Origin of the sequence: Oryzibacillus soli (assembly GCF_051594765.1) — a bacterium.
Taxonomy (GTDB): domain Bacteria; phylum Bacillota; class Bacilli; order Paenibacillales; family NBRC-103111; genus Paenibacillus_AR.
Map to the genome: position 1 here is coordinate 315535 of NZ_JBPPGJ010000004.1, position 18242 is coordinate 333776.

Here is an 18242-nt window from a genome sequence, read left to right on the forward strand (position 1 = left end):
GCCTCCTATTCATAGACCTGGTTCAACCGCTTGGACAGGGCGAAGTAGCCCACCGTCACCGCGCCAACGATCAGGGCCGACACGAAGCCGACGGCGCTGCCGTACCCGATCTGCTGCTCCACCGCCGCCCCGGCCGAGGAGATGGGGAAGAACAATTTGTAGACGTAGAGGTACATCACCTCGGTCTTGCCCACCGGACCGCCTTCGGTCAATACCATGATGCTCTCATAGCCCTTCAAGGCCGCCGTAATAGCCAGGAGAATGATCATCTGCAGCACGGGCCCCAGGAGAGGGACGGTGATCCGGGAGAACGTCTGCCAAGGGTTGGCCCCGTCAATCGAAGCGCTCTCGTAAATATCGGAGGGAATGTTCTGTAGGCCGGCCAGGAACAGGAGCATGTAGTTCCCGATGGCCCCCCAGATGGCGATGATGATCATGGTCAGCATGGAGAGCTTGACGCCGAGCCAGTCCACGTTCGTGTTCACGATACCGTAGCGCATCAGATACTGGTTCAGAATCCCGTTGTACGAGTTGAAGATGACGTAGAAGACGACGGACATAACCGCCGTACTGATGACCGTGGGCAGGAAGTAGATGGCCTTCAACAGGTTCCGTCCCCGGAAAGCCCTGTTCAGGATGACGGCAAGCAGCAGGGCTACCGGCAGGGTGATGACGATCTTGCCGCCGGCGTAGACGAGGGTGTTCACCACCGACCTGCCGTACTCCGCATCGTGGAAGAGCCGGGTGAAGTTGTCGAAGCCGATGAACTTCTTGGCTCCGTAGCCCGGATAGCTGTAGAACATGTAGCGCATGGCCCATAAGATCGGGTAGATGCCCAAGGCCAGAGTCAGGAACAAGCTGGGAAACGTCATGACGTACGGCGACAGCTTCTCTCCTGTTTTTCTCATATTAGTGCCGCTCCTTCCGGTGTTAGGGAGTGGAACGGCCCCCGGTGCCGGGGGCCGTCAGGTTCATGCCTGGGTGTTGCCGGGGCATGGTTATTTCACAAGGGTGCCCTGAAGCTTGGCAGGGTCGAAATTCGGATCCGGCTGGTTCTTCACGGTGCCAGCCTGCTTCGCCTTGTCCAGAGCGGCATTGTAACGGGTGTTGAGATCGTTGATCACTTTGTCGAGATCGCCGCCGTCCAGGATGTACTTGAACGCTTCGTCTCCCAGGTTCTTGCCCTCCGGCGTGACAGACGGAACGACCGGATACATCGCATCATACTTGGTGGGTACGAACAGCTCCATGCCGGGGATGTTCGGCTTCTTGGCCACGGCCAGCACGTCCGGCACCGCCGAGATGCCGACGCTGTCCTCCTGGTAGGACTTCAGCACTTCCGGGCTGTACATGTATTGGAGGAACTTCCAGGCCTTATCCTTCTGCTTGGAGCTGGAGCTGATGCCGAGCCAGACGGTCGCATTGGAGAAAGGAGCCGCTCCCTTGACCGTTCCGTCGAATGTCGGAAGCTGGGCCGCCGACCACTTGATCTTGGCGGGGAACTGGTTCTTGTAGACGCCCGGCTCACTGGCGTGGTTGATGTACATGCCGATCTTGCCTTCGGCGAATTGGGCCCGCAGCGGGTCGATGTCGAGCTGCTCCACGCCGGGCAGCATGCTGCCGTCCTTGCGCATCTGGCGGAGAGCCTCCAGCATCGGCTTGTGGCTCGTGAAGTCGAACTTGCCGGTCTTGAAGTCGAAGCCGTCCAAGGTGCCGCCGCTCATGGCCACGATCGGGTTGGCCGAACGGGCGTAGCCCCCGTTGTTCTTGAAGTTGCCTGCGAAGCCGTACGCTCCGGTCGCCTTGCCTGCCTCGGTCAGCTTCTTGGCGGTCTCCACCAGCTCCTTCAGCGTCTTCGGCGGCTCCTTGATGCCGGCCTTCTCGAACAGATCGACGTTGTAGATCAGGCGCCAGGTAATACCGTAGTTGGGCAGAGAGTAGGTTTTGCCGTCGATCTGGTTGCCGCCCTCCAGGAGCTGCTTCTCGAACCGCTTCTTGAAGTCGGGGGTCATATAGGAATCGAGCGGCTCCAGATAACCCTTCTTGGTGAAGGAGGGGAAGTTGCTGTTAGACATCTTAATGATGTCCGGCGCCTGGTTGCTGGCGAAGGCCACGTCAACGGACTGATCGTAGTTGTCCGCCATGATGGTGACTTCCACTTCGATGTTATCCTTGTTCTCGGCGTTGTACTTGGCCACCTCCGCCTTCACGTGGTCGGCGGCCCCCCGGTCGCCGGTCCAGTACGTCAGCTTGGTCTTGGGGCCGGAAGCGGCGCTGGTGGCAGCGGCCGCCGGAGCGCTTCCTGCGGAGCTCTTCGACGGAGCGGCCGAGCTGCCGGACCCGCTGCCGCTCTCCGAGCCGCAGGCCGTCATGGTGAGCAAGAGGGCTCCGGACAGAGCCATGTACACCGGTTTTTTTTTCATACTGAGTTGCCTCCCTTATCTTCTCTATGGATCTGTTGTTATCGCTTACATCCTTATCCTACACCTGGAGCTTCGATCCGTAAGGAGGGAGAAATCACTATTCGGGAGGAAAAAATCACGGTTCGTAGCTCTGCCTGAACTCCGTCGGAGTCATGCCGAAGTGCTTCTTGAACACGTCGGAGAAGTACGGACGGTCCTCATAGCCGACGGACAGGGCCACGTCCTGGACCTGGCGACCCTCCAGAAGCATCGCCTTGGCCCGGTCCATCCGCATGGCCGTGAAGTACTGCATGGAGGTCATGCCCTTCACCTTCTTGAACAGGTTGGAGAAATAGCTGCTGCTTAAGAAAACGTGGGCGGCCAGATCCTGAACCGACAGATTGCGGTCGAGGTGCTCCGCCATATAACGGACGGCGCGGTCCACCGCCGAATCCGCCTCCCGCTCCCGCTGCTCCAGGATCATGCCGCAGCCCGTCACGACCATTCCCTCCAAGAGGCCGGTTAGGCCTTGGAAGCCCGCGTAAGCGCCTTTGCGAAGCGACTCCACCGCTTCGGACAGGCGGTCCGTCTGGGCCGGGTCCGTCAGGATTCCCGTAAACTCCCGGTACAGCAGGAGCCCCAGCTCATAGCCCATGCGCCGAAGCTCGTCCGGCCGGGCTCGGCCCCCCGCATACACGTCCGTCATTTCGTGGAGCAGAGCCGTGGCCTTGGCGCAGTGTCCCGTACGGAGATACAAGAACAGCTCCTTCTCCTGCTCCGGCGAGTAGCGGGGAGCCGCCGCACGGGGCCGTGGGCTTGGGTCGCTACGGAACAGATAGACGCTGTTGCCGCCTGTGAAGAACGTATGGGACAGTGCTTCGGCCGCCTGGCTGTAAGCAGCGGGCAGGTCCGTCATGCGCTCGGCCATATGGCCTACCCCGATGGACACGGTGTATCGGGAATAGCGCCCGACGTTCTCCCTGCAGCGGTCCGCCAGCTCCTCCAGCCCTTCGGTCCGGCTGGGCTCCGGGAGGTTCAAGAGACAGACGAACCCGTCCCACTGCTCGCGGAATACCACCGCCCGGGTCACCTCCGATAGGGTCTCCTCCAGAATGTTCTGCACGGCGAAGCGCGCCAGCTCCGCCTCCCGGATGGTGCGGCCCTCCGTCAGCTCGGCGAACGAATCGATGGACACCTGGAACACCCCGAAGCGTTCCCGTTCCAGGGTCAGATTCAGATATTCCCAGCGCTCCGCCTGCTTCTCGGCATCCGAGCCATAACGGAGGAGCAGGTGCAGGTACTCCTGCCGCAGAAGAGGCAGGCTTTCCTTCATGCGGCGCTCCGTCTCCAGGTGCTCCTCCCTGCGGTGGCGCTCGTCCTCGACCAGCTTCTTGGCCTTCAGGACCGCTTGAACGAGCGTGTCCTTCAGGAAAGGCTTGGTCAAAAAATCCACAGCGCCCAACCGTATGGCCTCCTGGGCATACTCGAAGTCGGTATAGCCGCTCAGGAGCAGGATCTTGCAGCCGGGATGCTCCTCCAAGATGGACCGGGTCATCTCCAGGCCGTCCATATGCGGCATCCGGATATCGGTCAGAACGATGTCCGGACGCAGCTCCAGCACCAGCCGGAGTCCCTCCAGACCGTTGCCCGCCGTACCGGCCACGCGGACTCCATGCACCTCCGGCGTGATGACCTCCCGGATTCCCCGGGTGACGCTGCGGATGTCGTCGATCACCACCAAGGTGATGTCCCTCTCCGCCGAATTCAGGTTAGAATCAGGCTTGAAGCTCACTAGTTCTCTCTCCTTCCGCTCTCATGGGAATACGCAGGATGACGGCTGTCCGCTCGTCCGGGACACTGTGCAGCTCCATGGAGGCCTCGTCTCCGAAGTACAGCTTCAGCCGGTGGTAGACGTTGCGCAGGGCGTAGCCCTTGCGGCCGGCTGCGGGCTCCTTCAGCGACTCCTGAAGGCGGGGGGCGTCCATCCCCGAGCCGTTGTCCTCCACGGCAATCTCCAGCTGCCCGTCCGCTTCCCGGATGTGAATCCGGATGAAGCCGCCGCTCTCCCGGTTCCGGAAGCCGTGCAGCAGGGTGTTCTCCACCAGAGGCTGCAGCAATATTTTCACCATGGGAAGGGCCAGCAGGCGCTCCTCCTCCACGCGGATCTCATAGTCGAACAATTCCTCATAACACTTCTGCTGGATCGTCAGGTAGTACCCGACATGCCGGAGCTCCTTGTCGAGGGTGGTCAGCTCCTGTCCGCCGTTCAGCCCCAGCTGGAACAGGTGAGACAGAGCCACGACCATCTCCTTGGACTCCTCGACCTCCCGGGTCTCCAGCTTCCAGACGATGGTATTGAGCGTATTGTACAGAAAGTGGGGGGAGATCTGGGCCTGCAAGGCCTTGGCCTCCGACCGCCGCTTCTCCTTCTCGGCCAGCTTCACTTCCTCGATCAGGACGCCGATCTCCTCCAGCATACTGTTGAACTTCATGCCCACATGGGACACCTCGTCCCGGTACGGGCTGGCGAACCGCACCGACAGGTCGCTGCCCCCGGCGCGCTTCATGAGCGATTGAAGGTGTCTCAGCGGCTTAAGGAGGAATCCGGTCAGCCAGTTGGACAGGATCAGCGCCATGGCGATGCACAGCAGGGTGATCAGTGCAGTGGCCCACTTGATCCACGCCAGCTCGCCCAAGAGCTCGGATCGAGCCTGGACGCTGACCAGCACCCAGTCCGCGGCGACCTGGAGCCGGGCGAAGTCGAACAGATACGGCTTCCCGTCCAGCTTCCCCTCGAAGTGCCCTCGCGCCTCCTTGCCCATGTTCGCTTGGAGGAACTCCGGGTCCATCGAGACGGGCTGGCTTTCCTGCAGACTGAACACGCTGTCCCCCTTCCGGTTGATCAGGAGCACCTCCGGATTGCCCCGGTTGGACAGGGAATCGGTAACGAGGCTCCGCAGGTTTTTCTCCTTCACATTGAGTACGAAATAGACCTTCGGCGCCTCCGGGTCCGGCAGCCCCATGACTAGAGACACCACATGCTCCTCCCCCCGGAACAGGCGGTCCGTATGGCCTTCGATCCAGCGTGGCTTGCGGTTCTCCTGCAACCCGACGAACAGCGGGGACTCATAGAAGGAATAGCCGTAGTTGCGGTAGAAGCTGGAGGAGTAGAATTCCCCGATGGGTGTCCCCACGTAGATGGAGTCGATCAAGGGCTCCGTCAGCTTGGCTTGGGCGAACAGGGTGTCCATGGAGGTGGAATTGATGTAATAGCCGTATTGGTTGTCTTTGCGCACATCCTTCATCAACTCCGTGAAGGGCTCGCTGATGGTCATGTTGAGCACGGCCACCACCAGCCGCTTGGCCTGCTCGTCCAGAGCCTTCGCCGAGGTGTCCAGGTTCTGCTGGCTAAGCCGGGAGGCATTCTTCTCCATCACGCCGGCACTGATCCGGAAGGACAAGGCCCCTGTCGCGGCCACGGAGGCGGCGACCAGAAGCACAAAGGAGAGCCAGAGTCGGCTCTTCAGAGAGATGCGGTACAGCATGGTTTTCACGGGGGTTTCTTCCTTTCCCTTGAATCGGGCTCTCCCTCTATTCTAGCATCGGGACTCCAGGCCGGACAGGTCGGGGCTGGGGGGGATTTTCCACTTTCTTGAGGGAAAAAACGACGGTGAAGCTTAAAAAAAGAAGCTGACACCGATGGAGGTCGGTGCCAGCTTGCTTCCTGCTTCCAGTCTGATCATAACGCCGGTCTGCGCTTGAACATCAGCAGTACCCCGGCCCCAATCAGCAGGAGGGCAATGATGGGCTCTCCGCTCGAGAGCTTGCCGAGAATGGAGGCCACGGAGAAGATGCTGAAGAACAGGACGGACAGAACGGTCAGGATGTTGATGGGGATGAGCAGCCATTTGTTCCGGCCTCCGAACCAGTAGAGCTCGAACAACCCGGCTGCCACAGCCAGAATGAATCCGGGCCACAGGATGTCCCAGCTGTTGAACAGCATGGAGATTTGGCAGACGATCCCGGTTACCAGGAGGATCCCTCCGGGGACGAGCACGCCGACGCCTCTGCGTTGAAGCACGCTGAAGTACAGCCAGTGGAAGAACAATCCAAGCGGAATCACGAACATGGAGGGCCAGAAGTAGGTGAAGATCGTACCGGTATGGACGTCGATCTTCCCCAGGAAGAACATGCCGAGTCCGAGGGCTACCAAGATCAATCCGAGAAAGGCGTTGCGGTTCATAGTAGGGGATCTCTCCATTCACTTGTTTGGAATGGTTCCAGAATATCACAGTTCCTGCCAGGTGTCCCCCGTCCCAGGAAGAGAATCATCTCCGTCTGGAGACCGATATCCGCCTATGTTCCGAACCGTTCGAGAAACTGCTGGGCCAGCTTGGAGATATACTTGTCCTTCATCCAGATGGCGGCCACACTGGTCTGCATGGATTCTTGAACGATCTCCTTCACCATCAGACCGGAGCTGTTCGCTGCGAACACGGCGGACCGGGGAACAATTCCGATCCCAAGCCCGGTCCCGGCCCACATCAGCGTCGTGCGGGCATCGTCATTCATGCAGATGAAGACCGGATCGAAGCCATGGTCCTGGCAGCTTGTCCGGATTAGCTCTTCAAACCGGCGATAGATGATCAGCGGCTTGTCCCGAAGCTCCGCGAGTTCGGTCACGGCCTCCTCTCCCTTCCAGCCGTGCTCTCTCGTCATGACGGCCGCCATCGGCTCCTTCTCCGTGATTCTACACCCCATATTGCCGGGAAGTGAGAACGGCGTCCGGACGATCCCGATCTCGACGATTCCCGAGGTCACCATCTCCATGACCTGGAAGGTATTTCCTTCATGAATCTCATATTTGACGCCGGGATGGCTCTGATGGAAATCCGTCAAGCGGTGCCGGAGCAAGGTTGCGCCTGATGAAGACACCGTGCCGATGGTCAGGGTGCCGGTCCAGCCCTTCACGGAATCGGCAATCTCCCTTGCTGTGGATTCGGTCAATTCGATGATCTGTCTTGCCCGCCGGAGCAGCATCTCCCCGGCATCCGTCAGCCGGATATGCCGGGGCCCTCGTTCCATCAGCTTGACCCCCAATTCGTCCTCCAGCTGCTTCAGCTGCTGGCTAAGCGGCGGCTGGGCCATGCGCAGCTTCTTGGCTGCAGATGTGATCTGCCCTTCCTCTGCTATGGTCAGGAAATATTTTAACTGCCGGATATCCATGGATTCCCCCGCACAATGTTAATGACATATGAAAAACATATTGAAAATATACGAATCCCATATTATTCATATGGATGATCTTATGCCATAATCTTAAACGACGACGACGCGAAGTCAATACCCCATGCTGCAAGGTGATGATCCCTCATGTTTAAGCTTTCCGCCTATTTTATGCCTTTTCGCAAGGAACTCCTATGGGGCCCCTTCTTCAAGCTGATCGAAGCGATCTTGGAGCTTCTCCTTCCGACTCTCCTGGCCTATATGATTCAGCACGGAGTAGCCGAAGGGAACCGCTCCGTCATCTTATGGCTCGGCACCCTGATGCTGATCATGTCTATGTTGGGCTACGGCTGCTCCTTAATCTGTCAATATTATGCCGCACGGGCTTCTCAAGGCTTCGGAACCTTGCTGCGCAATGCCTTGTTCCGGCACATCTCGTCCCTGTCCTATGCGGACTTGGACCGGTTCGGCACGCCCTCTCTGATGAACCGGCTGATCAGTGACGTCAATCAGCTGCAGGTGGCGATGGCCATGCTGATCCGGCTGGTCATCCGCGCTCCGTTCATCTGCATCGGAGCCATCATCATGTCCATGCTGCTGGACTTCCGCCTGTCGGTCATCCTGATCGGGGCCACGCTGGTACTGGCCCTCATCATCTGGCGGATCAGTGCCGCAGCTTCGCCTCTGTACCATGCCTGCCAGTCTAAGCTGGACCGGATCACCCGCATTGTAGGCGAGAATCTCAGCGGGGTTCGCGTGATCCGAGCCTTCGCCGGACGCAGCCGGGAGGAGCAGCGCTTCGCCGAAGCCTCGGAGGATTGGACCCGAACTGTTCTTCGGGTCGGGAAGATCTCTGCTCTGCTCAGTCCGTTGACCATGCTGGTCCTGAACGCAGGCATCGTCCTGGCCTTATGGTACGGAGGTTTCCGGATCGGCACAGGCGGCCTGACCCAGGGGAAGCTGATCGCCTTCATCCAATATATTACCCAGATGCTATTGGCGCTGATCGTCGTATCCAATCTGATCGTGCTGTTTACGAAGGCATCCGCCTGTGCGTCGCGTGTCAGGGAAGTGCTGGAGACCGCACCGTTCGCCCCTGAGACAGCTGCGGAGCCGCTCATGCACACCACTGGCCGGCCGGAGACCGGCATCCCGGCCATCCGGTTCCATGCGGTGGATTACGCCTATGCATCGGCCCCGAAGAACGCGTTAACCGGCATCGACTTCACGATCATGCCCGGGGAGAAGGTGGGGATCATCGGAGGAACCGGCTCCGGCAAGTCCACCTTGGCCGCACTGATCCCCCGATTCTATGACATCTCCCATGGCGTTCTGGAGATTGACGGGCTCTCCGTGGAGGAGTATCCGCTCCATGCGTTACGACGCAAAATCGGCTACGTGCAGCAGAAGACGCTTCTGTTCCGCGGGTCGATCATGGATAATATCCGTTACGGCCATGAATCGGCCGGCGAGGATGAGATCCTTGAAGCGGCAAGGATCGCTCAAGCGGACGCCTTCATCCGGGAATGGCCGGAAGGGTACTCGACCCTGCTGGACCAAGGAGGCAAGAACCTGTCCGGCGGGCAAAAACAGCGGCTCGCCATCGCTCGGGCCATAGTCGGCCGCCCCGACATTCTGATCCTGGACGATGCCTTCAGCGCGCTTGATTACAAGACGGAGTCCCAGCTTCGCAGAGCCATGATGGAAGAACACGGCATGACCGTCCTGATGATCTCCCAGCGCGTGAGCACCATCCGCCATGCCGACAAGATCATCGTGCTGGATCAAGGGTCGGTAACCGGCATCGGCACACATGAGGAATTGCTCCGGACGAACCAGCTTTACCGGGAGATTTGCTCCTCTCAACAAGAAGCGGAGGTGGCTCTGTCATGAGCGGACAATCGGGATGGAAACGAATGGGGAGGTTGACGGCACACGACCGCCTTCCGATGATCGGGGCGGTGCTGTGCGCCTTGATCGGTACGGGCGCCACCTTAATTGGCCCCCTGTTGATCGGTCGAATCGTGGATTTGATGACGGGCGAGGGACGATTGGCGGCTGGCCGGTTGTGGGTCCTGCTTGGCTTGCTGGGCTTGACCTTCGCTCTGGGAAGCCTGTTCGGCTGGGCCTTGACGGTGCTGCTTCAACGGATGGCGTACGGGTTCGTGCATGCGGTCCGGACGAATCTGTTCCGCAAGCTGAACGAGCTTCCGCTCCATACGCTGGATTCCCACCCGCATGGCGACCTGATCAGCCGGTTCGTGAACGATGCGGATACCGTATCCGACGGTCTGCAGCAGGGGCTCTCCGCTACCTTCACCAGTACGCTGACCCTGCTGGGGACCTTAGGGTTCATGCTATGGACCAGTGTGAAGCTGACCGGCATCGTTCTGCTGCTGGCTGTCGCCTCCTTCTTCTTCGTCCGGTTCCTGACGTTAAGAAGCCAGCGGCTGTTCCGCGAGCAAGCCAAGGTGACCGGCACCCTGAACGGATATATTGAGGAGATGATCGGCGGGCAGAAGACGGTTCAAGCCTTAAGGCTTGAAGACCGTGCTTACGCAGCCTTCAAGGAGAAGAATGATGAGCTTTATCGCGCGGGGATGAAGGCTCAGTTCTACGGGTCGTTGGCGAATCCCAGCTCCAGGCTGGTGTCCAACGTGACCTTCTGCATCTTGAGCATCTTCTGCTGTCTGGCTATTCTACGGCATGAGATTACGATCGGGGCACTCACCGGCTTCATCATCTACGCCAACCAGTTCTCCAAGCCGGTGAACGAGATTACAGGCGTGTTATCCCAAATCCAGGCCGCCGTCGTCTCCATGCGCCGGATCTTCGAGATTCTGGACCTGCCTGCAGAGACGCCGGATCCCGATGAAGACCGGACCTTCGGCCAGCCGGCAGGAGAGATCGTCTTCGATCGGATCAGCTTCGCCTACCGGCAGGACCGGCCGCTGATCCGGAATTTCAGCTTGAGCGTTCGGCCCGGGATGAAGATCGCCATCGTCGGCAGCACCGGGGCGGGCAAGACTACCCTGGTGAATCTTCTGATGCGGTTCTATGATACGGACCAAGGAAGCATCCGGATGGACGGGATTCCGATTGATCGTATGCCCCGGGACCGGTTGCGCCTCCAGTTCGGCATGGTTCTTCAGGATACCTGGCTGTTCCACGGAAGAATCCGTGACAATATCGCTTACGGCAAGCCTGATGCCTCCCATGAGGAAATCGTGGCGGCGGCGAAGGCGGCGGATGCCCATGGCTTCATTCAGCAGCTGCCGGAAGGGTATGACACGGTCGTGTCGGCCTCCGGCGGGAGTCTGTCCCAAGGCCAGATGCAGCTGCTCACCATCGCCCGGGTCATGCTGGCGGATCCGCCTATGCTGATCCTGGATGAAGCGACGAGCAGCATCGATACCCGGACGGAAGCCAGAATCCAGCGGGCCTTCCAGCGAATGACCGCCGGGCGCACCAGCTTTGTCATCGCCCATCGGCTCTCCACAATCCGAGAATCGGACTTGATCCTGTATATGCATCACGGTGATATTGTGGAGATGGGAAGCCATTCGGAGCTCCTGCGTACAGGCGGTCATTATGCCGCGCTGTATGCGAGTCAATACGAGAATCAAGCCGGGGCGTAGAGAATGGACCCCATTGCAGAAGAGGCGGTCCCCTTTACGATTCGATCCCCAGATGCAGATGAATGTCCCCCTTCTCCGTCTTCACCACTTCAATAAAACTTAAGTCCAAGTCGTCCAAGTCATGATAGCCGATCCCGTACTTCCCATCCGTCACATTCCGATTCAGCACCTTCGACCGATCCTGCAGGGGGATCGTTTTGGTCTGTGCCGAGTCTTCTTCCTCCCGATATATCCGCTGGTACAATTCTGAGATGGTCCGAACCAAGCTGACGCGGGTAAAACCCTCCTCCGAGCATAACTCAAAGGAGACGGGGCTGCTCAACGGATAATCGATAAAAACGGTGACCTCTGGATAGGGAAGGACAACCTCATCTGCATTCAGCAGCCGGGAAATATCCGTCTCCGCATCAATTAGCGGAATCCACGGAATTTCTCCGTCCGGGAATATGTCGCGTTCTTCCTCGTAAGCACGCAGCACCATAGGGATGATATGCATTAATTTTCCATAGTCTTCGTTTTCCATATGCAATAACCTCCGGCAACAAAAACAGGTGATTCTTTCACTTTACCAAGTTTTGTTGGACCATCACAATACGGCACTTGTACTATGGACTGGACGGAGTTACGTGAATTGGAAATTTTAGACATTCTTTCCCTAGTGCCATCCGGCCATCTCCTTGGTATAATAGGAGGGCTGTATCAACGTAGATAAGCAACTTCCGGATCCGTCCGGTCTAGATGAGGAGAAAAGGGGAATATGTCCGTGATCGTAGTCGGGGGAATGATTGGACTCGGCAAAACCTCGGTAGCCGCCTTGATCGGCCAACACTTGGGGTCCGAAGTCTTTTATGAAAGCGTGGAGGAGAATCCGATTCTCCCTTTATTCTATACGGCAACGCCGGAAGAAATTGAGAGGAATCGGTATCCGTTCCTGCTGCAGCTGTATTTTCTCGATACGAGGTTCAAGGCCATCAAGCAGGCGCTCCGCAACCGCCACAATGTTCTGGACCGCAGCATTTACGAGGATTGGTATTTTGCCAAGGTGAACAAGACTCTCGGACGTATGAGCGACCTGGAGTTCCAGGTCTATGAGAATTTGGCCGCCAACATGATGGAGGAGCTGGAGGAGCTGCCCAAGAAAGCGCCGGACCTCATGGTGTACCTGAAGGGCTCCTTCGATACGGTTATGCACCGGATCGGGCTTCGTGGACGGAGCTTTGAGCAGGACCCTGCTCTGGTGGACTATTACCGGGTCCTGTGGAGCGGTTACGACGAGTGGGTCAGCCGCCACTACGGCGCATCCGACGTGCTGATCGTGGACATGGACGTCACCGACGTCGTGAACCGGCCGGAGGATGCGGAGATGCTGTTAGCCTCCATCCGGGACAGGCTGGCCCAACAAAGCGCCGTCAGCACCGGCGTATAACCGATAGTTGAAACGGGGGACGACATCGTTTGTTCCCCGTCATAACCAATGACGAAGAGCCTCGCTGGAGAAGTTCCATTAGGATGTCGTCGTCCCCGCTGCAGCGATGCCGCTGAAATTCGCCGCCCCCAATATAGCCGTGCCTGCCGGGTTCTCAATGGTCGCCGTGTACCGGACCTGGCCCTGGGCCACCACCAGCTCCGGAGGGAAATCCACAGCCGAGAAGCCGAACGTCAAAGAGGATGAACCCCCAGAAGGATAGCTGCTGACAAAGACAGGCGCAGTTCCCTCCCGAAACACCCGGATCGTTACGCTGTCCTCCCCACCCAATCCGGATATCTGGGCATAGCCGGTCAGCAGCACGCGGACATTCCCCAGATTCTCCGGCAGGATGCCGGTCATCTGCAATCCGATATCTCCGAACAACACGCCAGGAGCCGCTGGAATCGGGGTTGTAAAAGCATCATCCGGACTGTGGCTGGACGTTCTCATATCAATGATCTGCTTGGTCATGCGTACCCACGCCCCTTCATCTCCATATTCCCCAATAGAATATGCTTGAATCGGAGTACCTGCTTGGACTCCCGCCGTTCTGAACCCCTCCTACCTTTTCTTTCATTTCCCCATACATTCCCTTCGTTTCTTCATACGCCGCTTCTTTACCGACTTGCGGTCTGTATCGGCTTTCGTTATTGTAAAGGTGTTGCCTCCGCGTGTCGCGGGTGGAGATCGGACTCCGTACAAAACAGGATGGTTGATAACGATGAGCGATAAGATCCTTATTGTGGACGATGAACGCGAAATTGCCGATTTGGTGGAGCTATACTTGAGGAATGAGAACTATACGGTTTTTAAGACCTATACGGCCCAAGAAGCGTTGGAATGTATCGACAAGAACGAGTTCGATCTTGCCCTACTGGATATCATGCTTCCCGGGTCAAGCGGCCTTACGATCTGCCAGAAGATACGGGACAAGCACACCTACCCCATTATCATGCTGACCGCAAAAGATACGGAGATCGATAAAATCACAGGGTTGACGATCGGCGCGGACGATTATATCACGAAGCCCTTCCGCCCGCTGGAGCTGGTTGCCCGGGTTAAGGCACAATTGCGCCGCTACAAGAAATTCAGTGGAACGGCGGTGCAGAGTGACCCGATTCTTGTCCACTCCGGCCTCGTCATGAATATTCATACGCATGAGTGTTTTTTGAACGAGAAGCCCCTATCCCTTACACCTACTGAATTCTCCATACTGCGCATCCTCTGTGAGAACAAGGGGAATGTGGTGAGCTCCGAGCAGCTATTTCATGCGATTTGGGGCGACGAATATTTCAGCAAGAGCAACAACACCATCACCGTGCATATCCGGCATCTGCGCCAAAAAATGAACGACACCCTCGATAATCCGAAATATATCAAAACGGTATGGGGGGTCGGCTATAAAATTGAGAAATAAAAAGAGCGATTATTCCAAGCTAATCCGAAAACTCTATCTGTATATCCTTGTGAATGTTATGGCAGCCGTTGTATTCGTATATGTGTTACGAGTCATCACCCAGCGGCAAGCCGCAGTTGGGGATTGGATCGTTGGTCTTCTGGAAGACCGGTTTCACTTTGATCATTGGCTCGCGATGGCCCTCTATCATCGGATCATTCGGGATAATATGGATTTTTTTATTTCCGTGGCGATTGTGATCAGTATTCTTATTCTATGCCGCGTCATGCTTTCTAAATTTGTGAAGTACTTTGACGAGATCAATACCGGCATTGATATCCTGATTCGGAACGATGATAAACCCATCGAGCTTTCGGCAGAAATGGAGTTTATGGAAAAGAAGCTTAACCAATTGCAGCAGACTCTAGAAAAGCGGGAGCAGGATGCCAAGCTGGCCGAACAACGGAAGAATGACGTGATCATGTACCTGGCTCACGACATTAAGACGCCCCTTACTTCCGTTATCGGTTATCTGAGCCTGCTTGACGAAGCGCCGGACATGCCAATCGAGCAGAAGGCAAAGTATGTGCACATTACATTGGACAAGGCCTACCGTCTCGAACAGCTCATTGACGAGTTTTTTGAGATTACGCGGTATAACCTCCAGACAATCGCGCTCACGAAAGTGCACATCGACCTGTACTATATGCTGGTGCAGATGACCGATGAGTTCTTTCCCCTGCTTGCCTCTAATGGAAAAAAAGCCGTCATCCATGCATCCGAGGATTTGACCGTCACTGGCGACCCCGACAAGCTGGCAAGGGTATTTAACAACATTTTGAAGAACGCCGCTGCGTACAGCGAGGACAATAGCGTCATTGACATTACGGCGGGCCTCTCCGGGGATCGGGTGTCCATCGTATTCAAGAACGCGGGAAGCATCCCCAAGGATAAGCTCGCTACCATATTCGAGAAGTTCTACCGGCTGGACGATGCCCGTTCTTCCGGCACGGGCGGCGCGGGACTTGGATTGGCGATTGCGAAGGAGATCATCGCTCAGCATGGCGGGCAGATCTACGCAGAGAGCAGCGATACCTACACGACGTTCACGGTGGAGCTTCCGGCCTCGAAATAAACGCCGATTCTTAGGATAATCTCAAGGTCATCTCTACTTTTTCTTAGGAAATAAACCTTTTCATCTTATAAAATGGCTCGTTCTTCTGCGGTAGAATGTAACCGTAAAGACGGGCTTTTTTTATGACCAATATAAGGCAGGTGCTCCTATGGGAAGAAAAAGATTGACGCAGTTATTCCCTTTCCTGTTGCCGCTCAGGGTCATGCAGCGGAAGATGTGGTTTTATGCCAGGATGCGGTTGGATGGCCGCCGTTACGCGGAAGCCATAGACGGGAAGCCGCTTCCTTATACGCTCTTTGAAACGAGCTGCGCATTATACAACCGCAATACCGGTTTTGACATGACCTACCAGCACAATAAGGTATTTAACCTGAAGCTGGCAGCCCAAACCCTGAATGGCCTTGTGATCAAGCCGGGCGAAACCTTTTCCTTTTGGCGCCTTGTCCGTCATGCGAACAGAGAGATTCCTTATAAGGACGGTCTTACGGTGACTAATGGCAGCCTGACCACCGCTCCGGGCGGAGGCTTGTGTCAAATGAGCAATTTGCTGTTTTGGATGCTTCTGCACACACCGCTGACGGTCACCAAACGGAGCGGCCACGAGGTTAAGGAGTTTCCCGAGCCGAACAGCGACGAGATCAAAGGGGTGGATGCCACCGTCTACGAGGGGTGGATTGACTTACAGGCGCGAAACGATACCGATTGCACCTATCAAATTTCAGTGACGTTCGATGATGAGACGATCAGGGGGACGATGTTCGTGGACAAACGGCCGCAAGTGCTGTATCGGGTTGCAAACGGCGGTATAGAATATATCCGCGAAAGCGGCGGGATCTATGAGTATGTGCAGGTGGAGAGATCGGACCTGGACGCGGATAGCGGTCAGGTGACGGGGCGGAAGCTGCTGTATACCAACCGGTGCAAGATCTGCTACCCCCTGCCGGAGCATGTGGAAATCCAGGACGCGACATCAGGATGATCATGACGAACAACATCGGCATTACCGTGTATGGATGCGAGCCGGATGAAGCGGATGCTTTCCGCGCCCTTTCGCCGCGCTTTGGCGTTATGCCCACGATCTTGCACGACCCTGTGTCGGAAGCCAACGCCGGATCAGCCCCGAACAATCCATGTATCAGTGTGGGTCACAAATCCGAGGTCTCCGCCTCTATTCTTCTTGCGCTGAAGAGAGCCGGCGTGAAATATATCTCGACTCGAAGCATTGGCTTCAACCATATCGATATGACTGCCGCTAAGAGAATGGGCATCACCATCGGCAATGTGGCGTATTCGCCGGATAGCGTGGCCGATTATACCTTGATGCTGATGCTTATGACTGTGCGCCACGCGAAGTCTACTCTGCACTCTGTAGAAAAACAGGATTACAGGCTGGACAGCGTTCGTAGCAAGGTATTGCGGGACATGACGGTTGGTGTTCTGGGAACCGGCCATATCGGCCAAGCGGTCATCGAGCGGCTGCGGGGATTCGGGTGTCAGGTGCTGGCTTACGATCGCACCCCTAAAGTTGCGGCTCCCTACGTCCCCTTGGATACGCTGCTGCAAACTAGCGATATCGTCACCCTTCATGTGCCGCTCCAAACGAATACTCGACATATCATCGGCTACGAACAATTGAGCAGAATGAAGCAGGGCTCGGTTCTGATCAACACGGGACGGGGTTCGCTAATCGATACCGAAGCGCTGGTTATGGCATTGGACAACGGCAAACTGGGCGGCGCCGCATTGGACGTATTGGAGGGCGAGGAAGGATGGTTCTACAAGGATTTCAGCCATAAGCCAATCGGTCATCCGTTTCTACTGAAGCTTCAAAGAATGCCGAATGTGATCATCACGCCGCATACCGCTTACTATACCGATCAAGCCTTGCGCGATACCGTTGAACAAATCATCAAAAATTGTTTGGATTATGAAAGGAGCCTGGCACATGGATAGGTTGAAAGTTGCCATACTGTTCGGCGGCTGCTCGGAGGAGCATGATGTGTCGGTTAAGTCCGCGATCGAGATCGCTGCTAACATGGACCACGACAAATACGAGCCCCTCTACATCGGCATTACGAAGTCCGGTGCATGGAAAAAATGCGAGAAACCGTGCGTGGATTGGGAGAACGGCAATGGGGATTCAGCCGTGCTCTCGCCGGATAAGAGCATGCAGGGAATGCTTGTTATAAATAACCATCACTGTGAGATCCTTCACGTGGATGTAGCCTTTTCGGTCATTCATGGCAAATCGGGGGAGGATGGAGCCATTCAAGGGCTGTTTGAATTATCCGGCATCCCTTATGTTGGATGCGATATTCAAAGCTCGGTTATCTGTATGGATAAATCGCTGGCCTATATCGTAGCGAGAAATGCCGGCCTTGCTACTCCCGACTTTTGGGTGATCAACCGAGACGATACACCGGAGGCAGAGGCGTTTTCCTATCCGGTCTTTGTTAAGCCGGCGCGTTCAGGCTCATCCTATGGCGTGCATAAAGTAAGTAGCGCGGACGAATTGGAGGCCGCCATCGAATCGGCAAGGCAATACGACAGCAAAATCTTAATTGAGCAGGCGGTTGTAGGATGCGAGGTCGGCTGCTCCGTATTGGGTTCCGGTTCCGAGCTGATTGTCGGCGAGGTGGACCAAATCAGGCTGCGGCACGGGTTCTTCCGCATCCATCAGGAAGCCGCGCCGGAACAAGGCTCAGAGAATGCCGTCATTACGGTTCCCGCAGACCTGACGGCAGAGGAGCGAGGCCGGATACAGGACACCGCCAAACAAATCTATCAGGCTCTCGGCTGCAGAGGACTTTCGCGTGTGGATATGTTCCTGCAAGATAATGGCCGTATTGTGCTGAATGAAGTCAATACCCTGCCCGGGTTCACGTCCTACAGCCGTTATCCCCGGATGATGGCTGCTGCAGGTATCGCGCTTCCCGAACTGATTGACCGCCTGATCCTATTCGCATTAAGGGGTTGA

16 protein-coding genes are annotated in these 18242 nt (G+C 56.7%); 8 read left to right on the forward strand and 8 right to left on the reverse strand.

Features of this window, described 5'->3' with window-relative positions:
* Positions 1–5: 5 nt before the first annotated feature.
* The 6 genes from ACSEXW_RS07345 to ACSEXW_RS07370 form a co-directional block, all read right to left on the reverse strand.
* On the reverse strand, positions 6–908 hold the full coding sequence (locus ACSEXW_RS07345; RefSeq protein ID WP_438445458.1) for a carbohydrate ABC transporter permease: 903 nt from the start codon (positions 906–908) through the stop codon (positions 6–8).
* 90 nt (positions 909–998) lie between these two features.
* Positions 999–2423: an ABC transporter substrate-binding protein gene (locus tag ACSEXW_RS07350; RefSeq protein ID WP_438445459.1), complete on the reverse strand. Its 1425-nt coding sequence runs from the start codon at positions 2421–2423 to the stop codon at positions 999–1001.
* A 115-nt stretch (positions 2424–2538) separates the two neighbouring features.
* Entirely contained in the window at positions 2539–4194 is a 1656-nt protein-coding gene (locus tag ACSEXW_RS07355) for a response regulator (protein ID WP_438445460.1), read from the reverse strand.
* Positions 4178–5947: a sensor histidine kinase gene (locus ACSEXW_RS07360; protein ID WP_438445518.1), complete on the reverse strand. Its 1770-nt coding sequence runs from the start codon at positions 5945–5947 to the stop codon at positions 4178–4180. Before ACSEXW_RS07360 ends, ACSEXW_RS07355 begins: the two co-directional genes overlap by 17 nt.
* A 194-nt stretch (positions 5948–6141) precedes the next feature.
* Positions 6142–6645: a hypothetical protein gene (locus ACSEXW_RS07365; protein WP_438445461.1), complete on the reverse strand. Its 504-nt coding sequence runs from the start codon at positions 6643–6645 to the stop codon at positions 6142–6144.
* Positions 6646–6758: 113 nt separating this feature from the next.
* Positions 6759–7628 (reverse strand): LysR family transcriptional regulator, encoded by an 870-nt coding sequence (locus ACSEXW_RS07370; RefSeq protein ID WP_438445462.1) that lies wholly within the window; start codon positions 7626–7628, stop codon positions 6759–6761.
* A gap of 147 nt (positions 7629–7775) precedes the next feature.
* Here ACSEXW_RS07370 and ACSEXW_RS07375 point away from each other — a divergent pair, with 147 nt between their 5' ends.
* Both ACSEXW_RS07375 and ACSEXW_RS07380 read left to right on the forward strand, forming a co-directional pair.
* Positions 7776–9521 carry an ABC transporter ATP-binding protein gene (locus tag ACSEXW_RS07375; RefSeq protein WP_438445463.1) on the forward strand — a complete coding sequence of 582 codons (1746 nt, stop codon included), beginning with the start codon at positions 7776–7778 and terminating at the stop codon, positions 9519–9521.
* Positions 9518–11266 carry an ABC transporter ATP-binding protein gene (locus tag ACSEXW_RS07380; RefSeq protein ID WP_438445464.1) on the forward strand — a complete coding sequence of 583 codons (1749 nt, stop codon included), beginning with the start codon at positions 9518–9520 and terminating at the stop codon, positions 11264–11266. The genes ACSEXW_RS07375 and ACSEXW_RS07380 overlap by 4 nt, the downstream gene beginning before the upstream one ends.
* A 34-nt stretch (positions 11267–11300) precedes the next feature.
* Here ACSEXW_RS07380 and ACSEXW_RS07385 read toward each other — a convergent pair whose 3' ends face one another.
* On the reverse strand, positions 11301–11789 hold the full coding sequence (locus tag ACSEXW_RS07385) for a hypothetical protein (protein ID WP_438445465.1): 489 nt from the start codon (positions 11787–11789) through the stop codon (positions 11301–11303).
* A gap of 234 nt (positions 11790–12023) precedes the next feature.
* On the opposite strand from ACSEXW_RS07385, the gene ACSEXW_RS07390 reads away from it, so the two are divergent.
* Positions 12024–12692 (forward strand): deoxynucleoside kinase, encoded by a 669-nt coding sequence (locus ACSEXW_RS07390; protein ID WP_438445466.1) that lies wholly within the window; start codon positions 12024–12026, stop codon positions 12690–12692.
* A 78-nt stretch (positions 12693–12770) separates the two neighbouring features.
* Here the strand turns inward: ACSEXW_RS07390 and ACSEXW_RS07395 are convergent, their stop codons facing one another.
* Positions 12771–13205, reverse strand: coding sequence for a hypothetical protein (locus tag ACSEXW_RS07395; RefSeq protein ID WP_438445467.1), 435 nt, complete (start codon positions 13203–13205; stop codon positions 12771–12773).
* A 250-nt stretch (positions 13206–13455) separates the two neighbouring features.
* Between ACSEXW_RS07395 and vanR the strand changes: the two genes are divergently transcribed.
* From vanR to vanA, 5 genes are all read left to right on the forward strand, one after another.
* Entirely contained in the window at positions 13456–14151 is a 696-nt protein-coding gene (gene vanR / locus ACSEXW_RS07400; RefSeq protein ID WP_438445468.1) for a VanR-ABDEGLN family response regulator transcription factor, read from the forward strand.
* A complete protein-coding gene (gene vanS / locus ACSEXW_RS07405; protein WP_438445519.1) occupies positions 14135–15265 on the forward strand; it encodes a vancomycin resistance histidine kinase VanS in 1131 nt (376 codons plus the stop codon). Before vanR ends, vanS begins: the two co-directional genes overlap by 17 nt.
* 148 nt (positions 15266–15413) lie before the next feature.
* Entirely contained in the window at positions 15414–16244 is an 831-nt protein-coding gene (gene vanW / locus ACSEXW_RS07410; RefSeq protein WP_438445469.1) for a glycopeptide resistance accessory protein VanW, read from the forward strand.
* 2 nt (positions 16245–16246) lie between these two features.
* Complete coding sequence (vanH, locus tag ACSEXW_RS07415; RefSeq protein ID WP_438445520.1) at positions 16247–17218, forward strand: D-lactate dehydrogenase VanH; 972 nt, start codon at positions 16247–16249, stop codon at positions 17216–17218.
* On the forward strand, positions 17211–18242 hold the full coding sequence (vanA, locus tag ACSEXW_RS07420; protein WP_438445470.1) for a D-alanine--(R)-lactate ligase: 1032 nt from the start codon (positions 17211–17213) through the stop codon (positions 18240–18242). The genes vanH and vanA overlap by 8 nt, the downstream gene beginning before the upstream one ends.

Bases quoted from the DNA above. Each gene is read 5' to 3' on its own strand.
- vanA (WP_438445470.1), top strand. From the start codon at position 17,211: ATGGATAGGTTGAAAGTTGCCATACTGTTCGGCGGCTGCTCGGAGGAG.
- ACSEXW_RS07395 (WP_438445467.1), bottom strand. From the start codon at position 13,205: ATGACCAAGCAGATCATTGATATGAGAACGTCCAGCCACAGTCCGGAT.
- vanR (WP_438445468.1), top strand. From the start codon at position 13,456: ATGAGCGATAAGATCCTTATTGTGGACGATGAACGCGAAATTGCCGAT.
- ACSEXW_RS07385 (WP_438445465.1), bottom strand. From the start codon at position 11,789: ATGGAAAACGAAGACTATGGAAAATTAATGCATATCATCCCTATGGTG.
- vanW (WP_438445469.1), top strand. From the start codon at position 15,414: ATGGGAAGAAAAAGATTGACGCAGTTATTCCCTTTCCTGTTGCCGCTC.
- ACSEXW_RS07370 (WP_438445462.1), bottom strand. From the start codon at position 7,628: ATGGATATCCGGCAGTTAAAATATTTCCTGACCATAGCAGAGGAAGGG.
- ACSEXW_RS07360 (WP_438445518.1), bottom strand. From the start codon at position 5,947: ATGCTGTACCGCATCTCTCTGAAGAGCCGACTCTGGCTCTCCTTTGTG.
- vanH (WP_438445520.1), top strand. From the start codon at position 16,247: ATGACGAACAACATCGGCATTACCGTGTATGGATGCGAGCCGGATGAA.
- ACSEXW_RS07345 (WP_438445458.1), bottom strand. From the start codon at position 908: ATGAGAAAAACAGGAGAGAAGCTGTCGCCGTACGTCATGACGTTTCCC.
- ACSEXW_RS07390 (WP_438445466.1), top strand. From the start codon at position 12,024: ATGTCCGTGATCGTAGTCGGGGGAATGATTGGACTCGGCAAAACCTCG.
- ACSEXW_RS07375 (WP_438445463.1), top strand. From the start codon at position 7,776: ATGTTTAAGCTTTCCGCCTATTTTATGCCTTTTCGCAAGGAACTCCTA.
- ACSEXW_RS07380 (WP_438445464.1), top strand. From the start codon at position 9,518: ATGAGCGGACAATCGGGATGGAAACGAATGGGGAGGTTGACGGCACAC.
- ACSEXW_RS07365 (WP_438445461.1), bottom strand. From the start codon at position 6,645: ATGAACCGCAACGCCTTTCTCGGATTGATCTTGGTAGCCCTCGGACTC.
- ACSEXW_RS07350 (WP_438445459.1), bottom strand. From the start codon at position 2,423: ATGAAAAAAAAACCGGTGTACATGGCTCTGTCCGGAGCCCTCTTGCTC.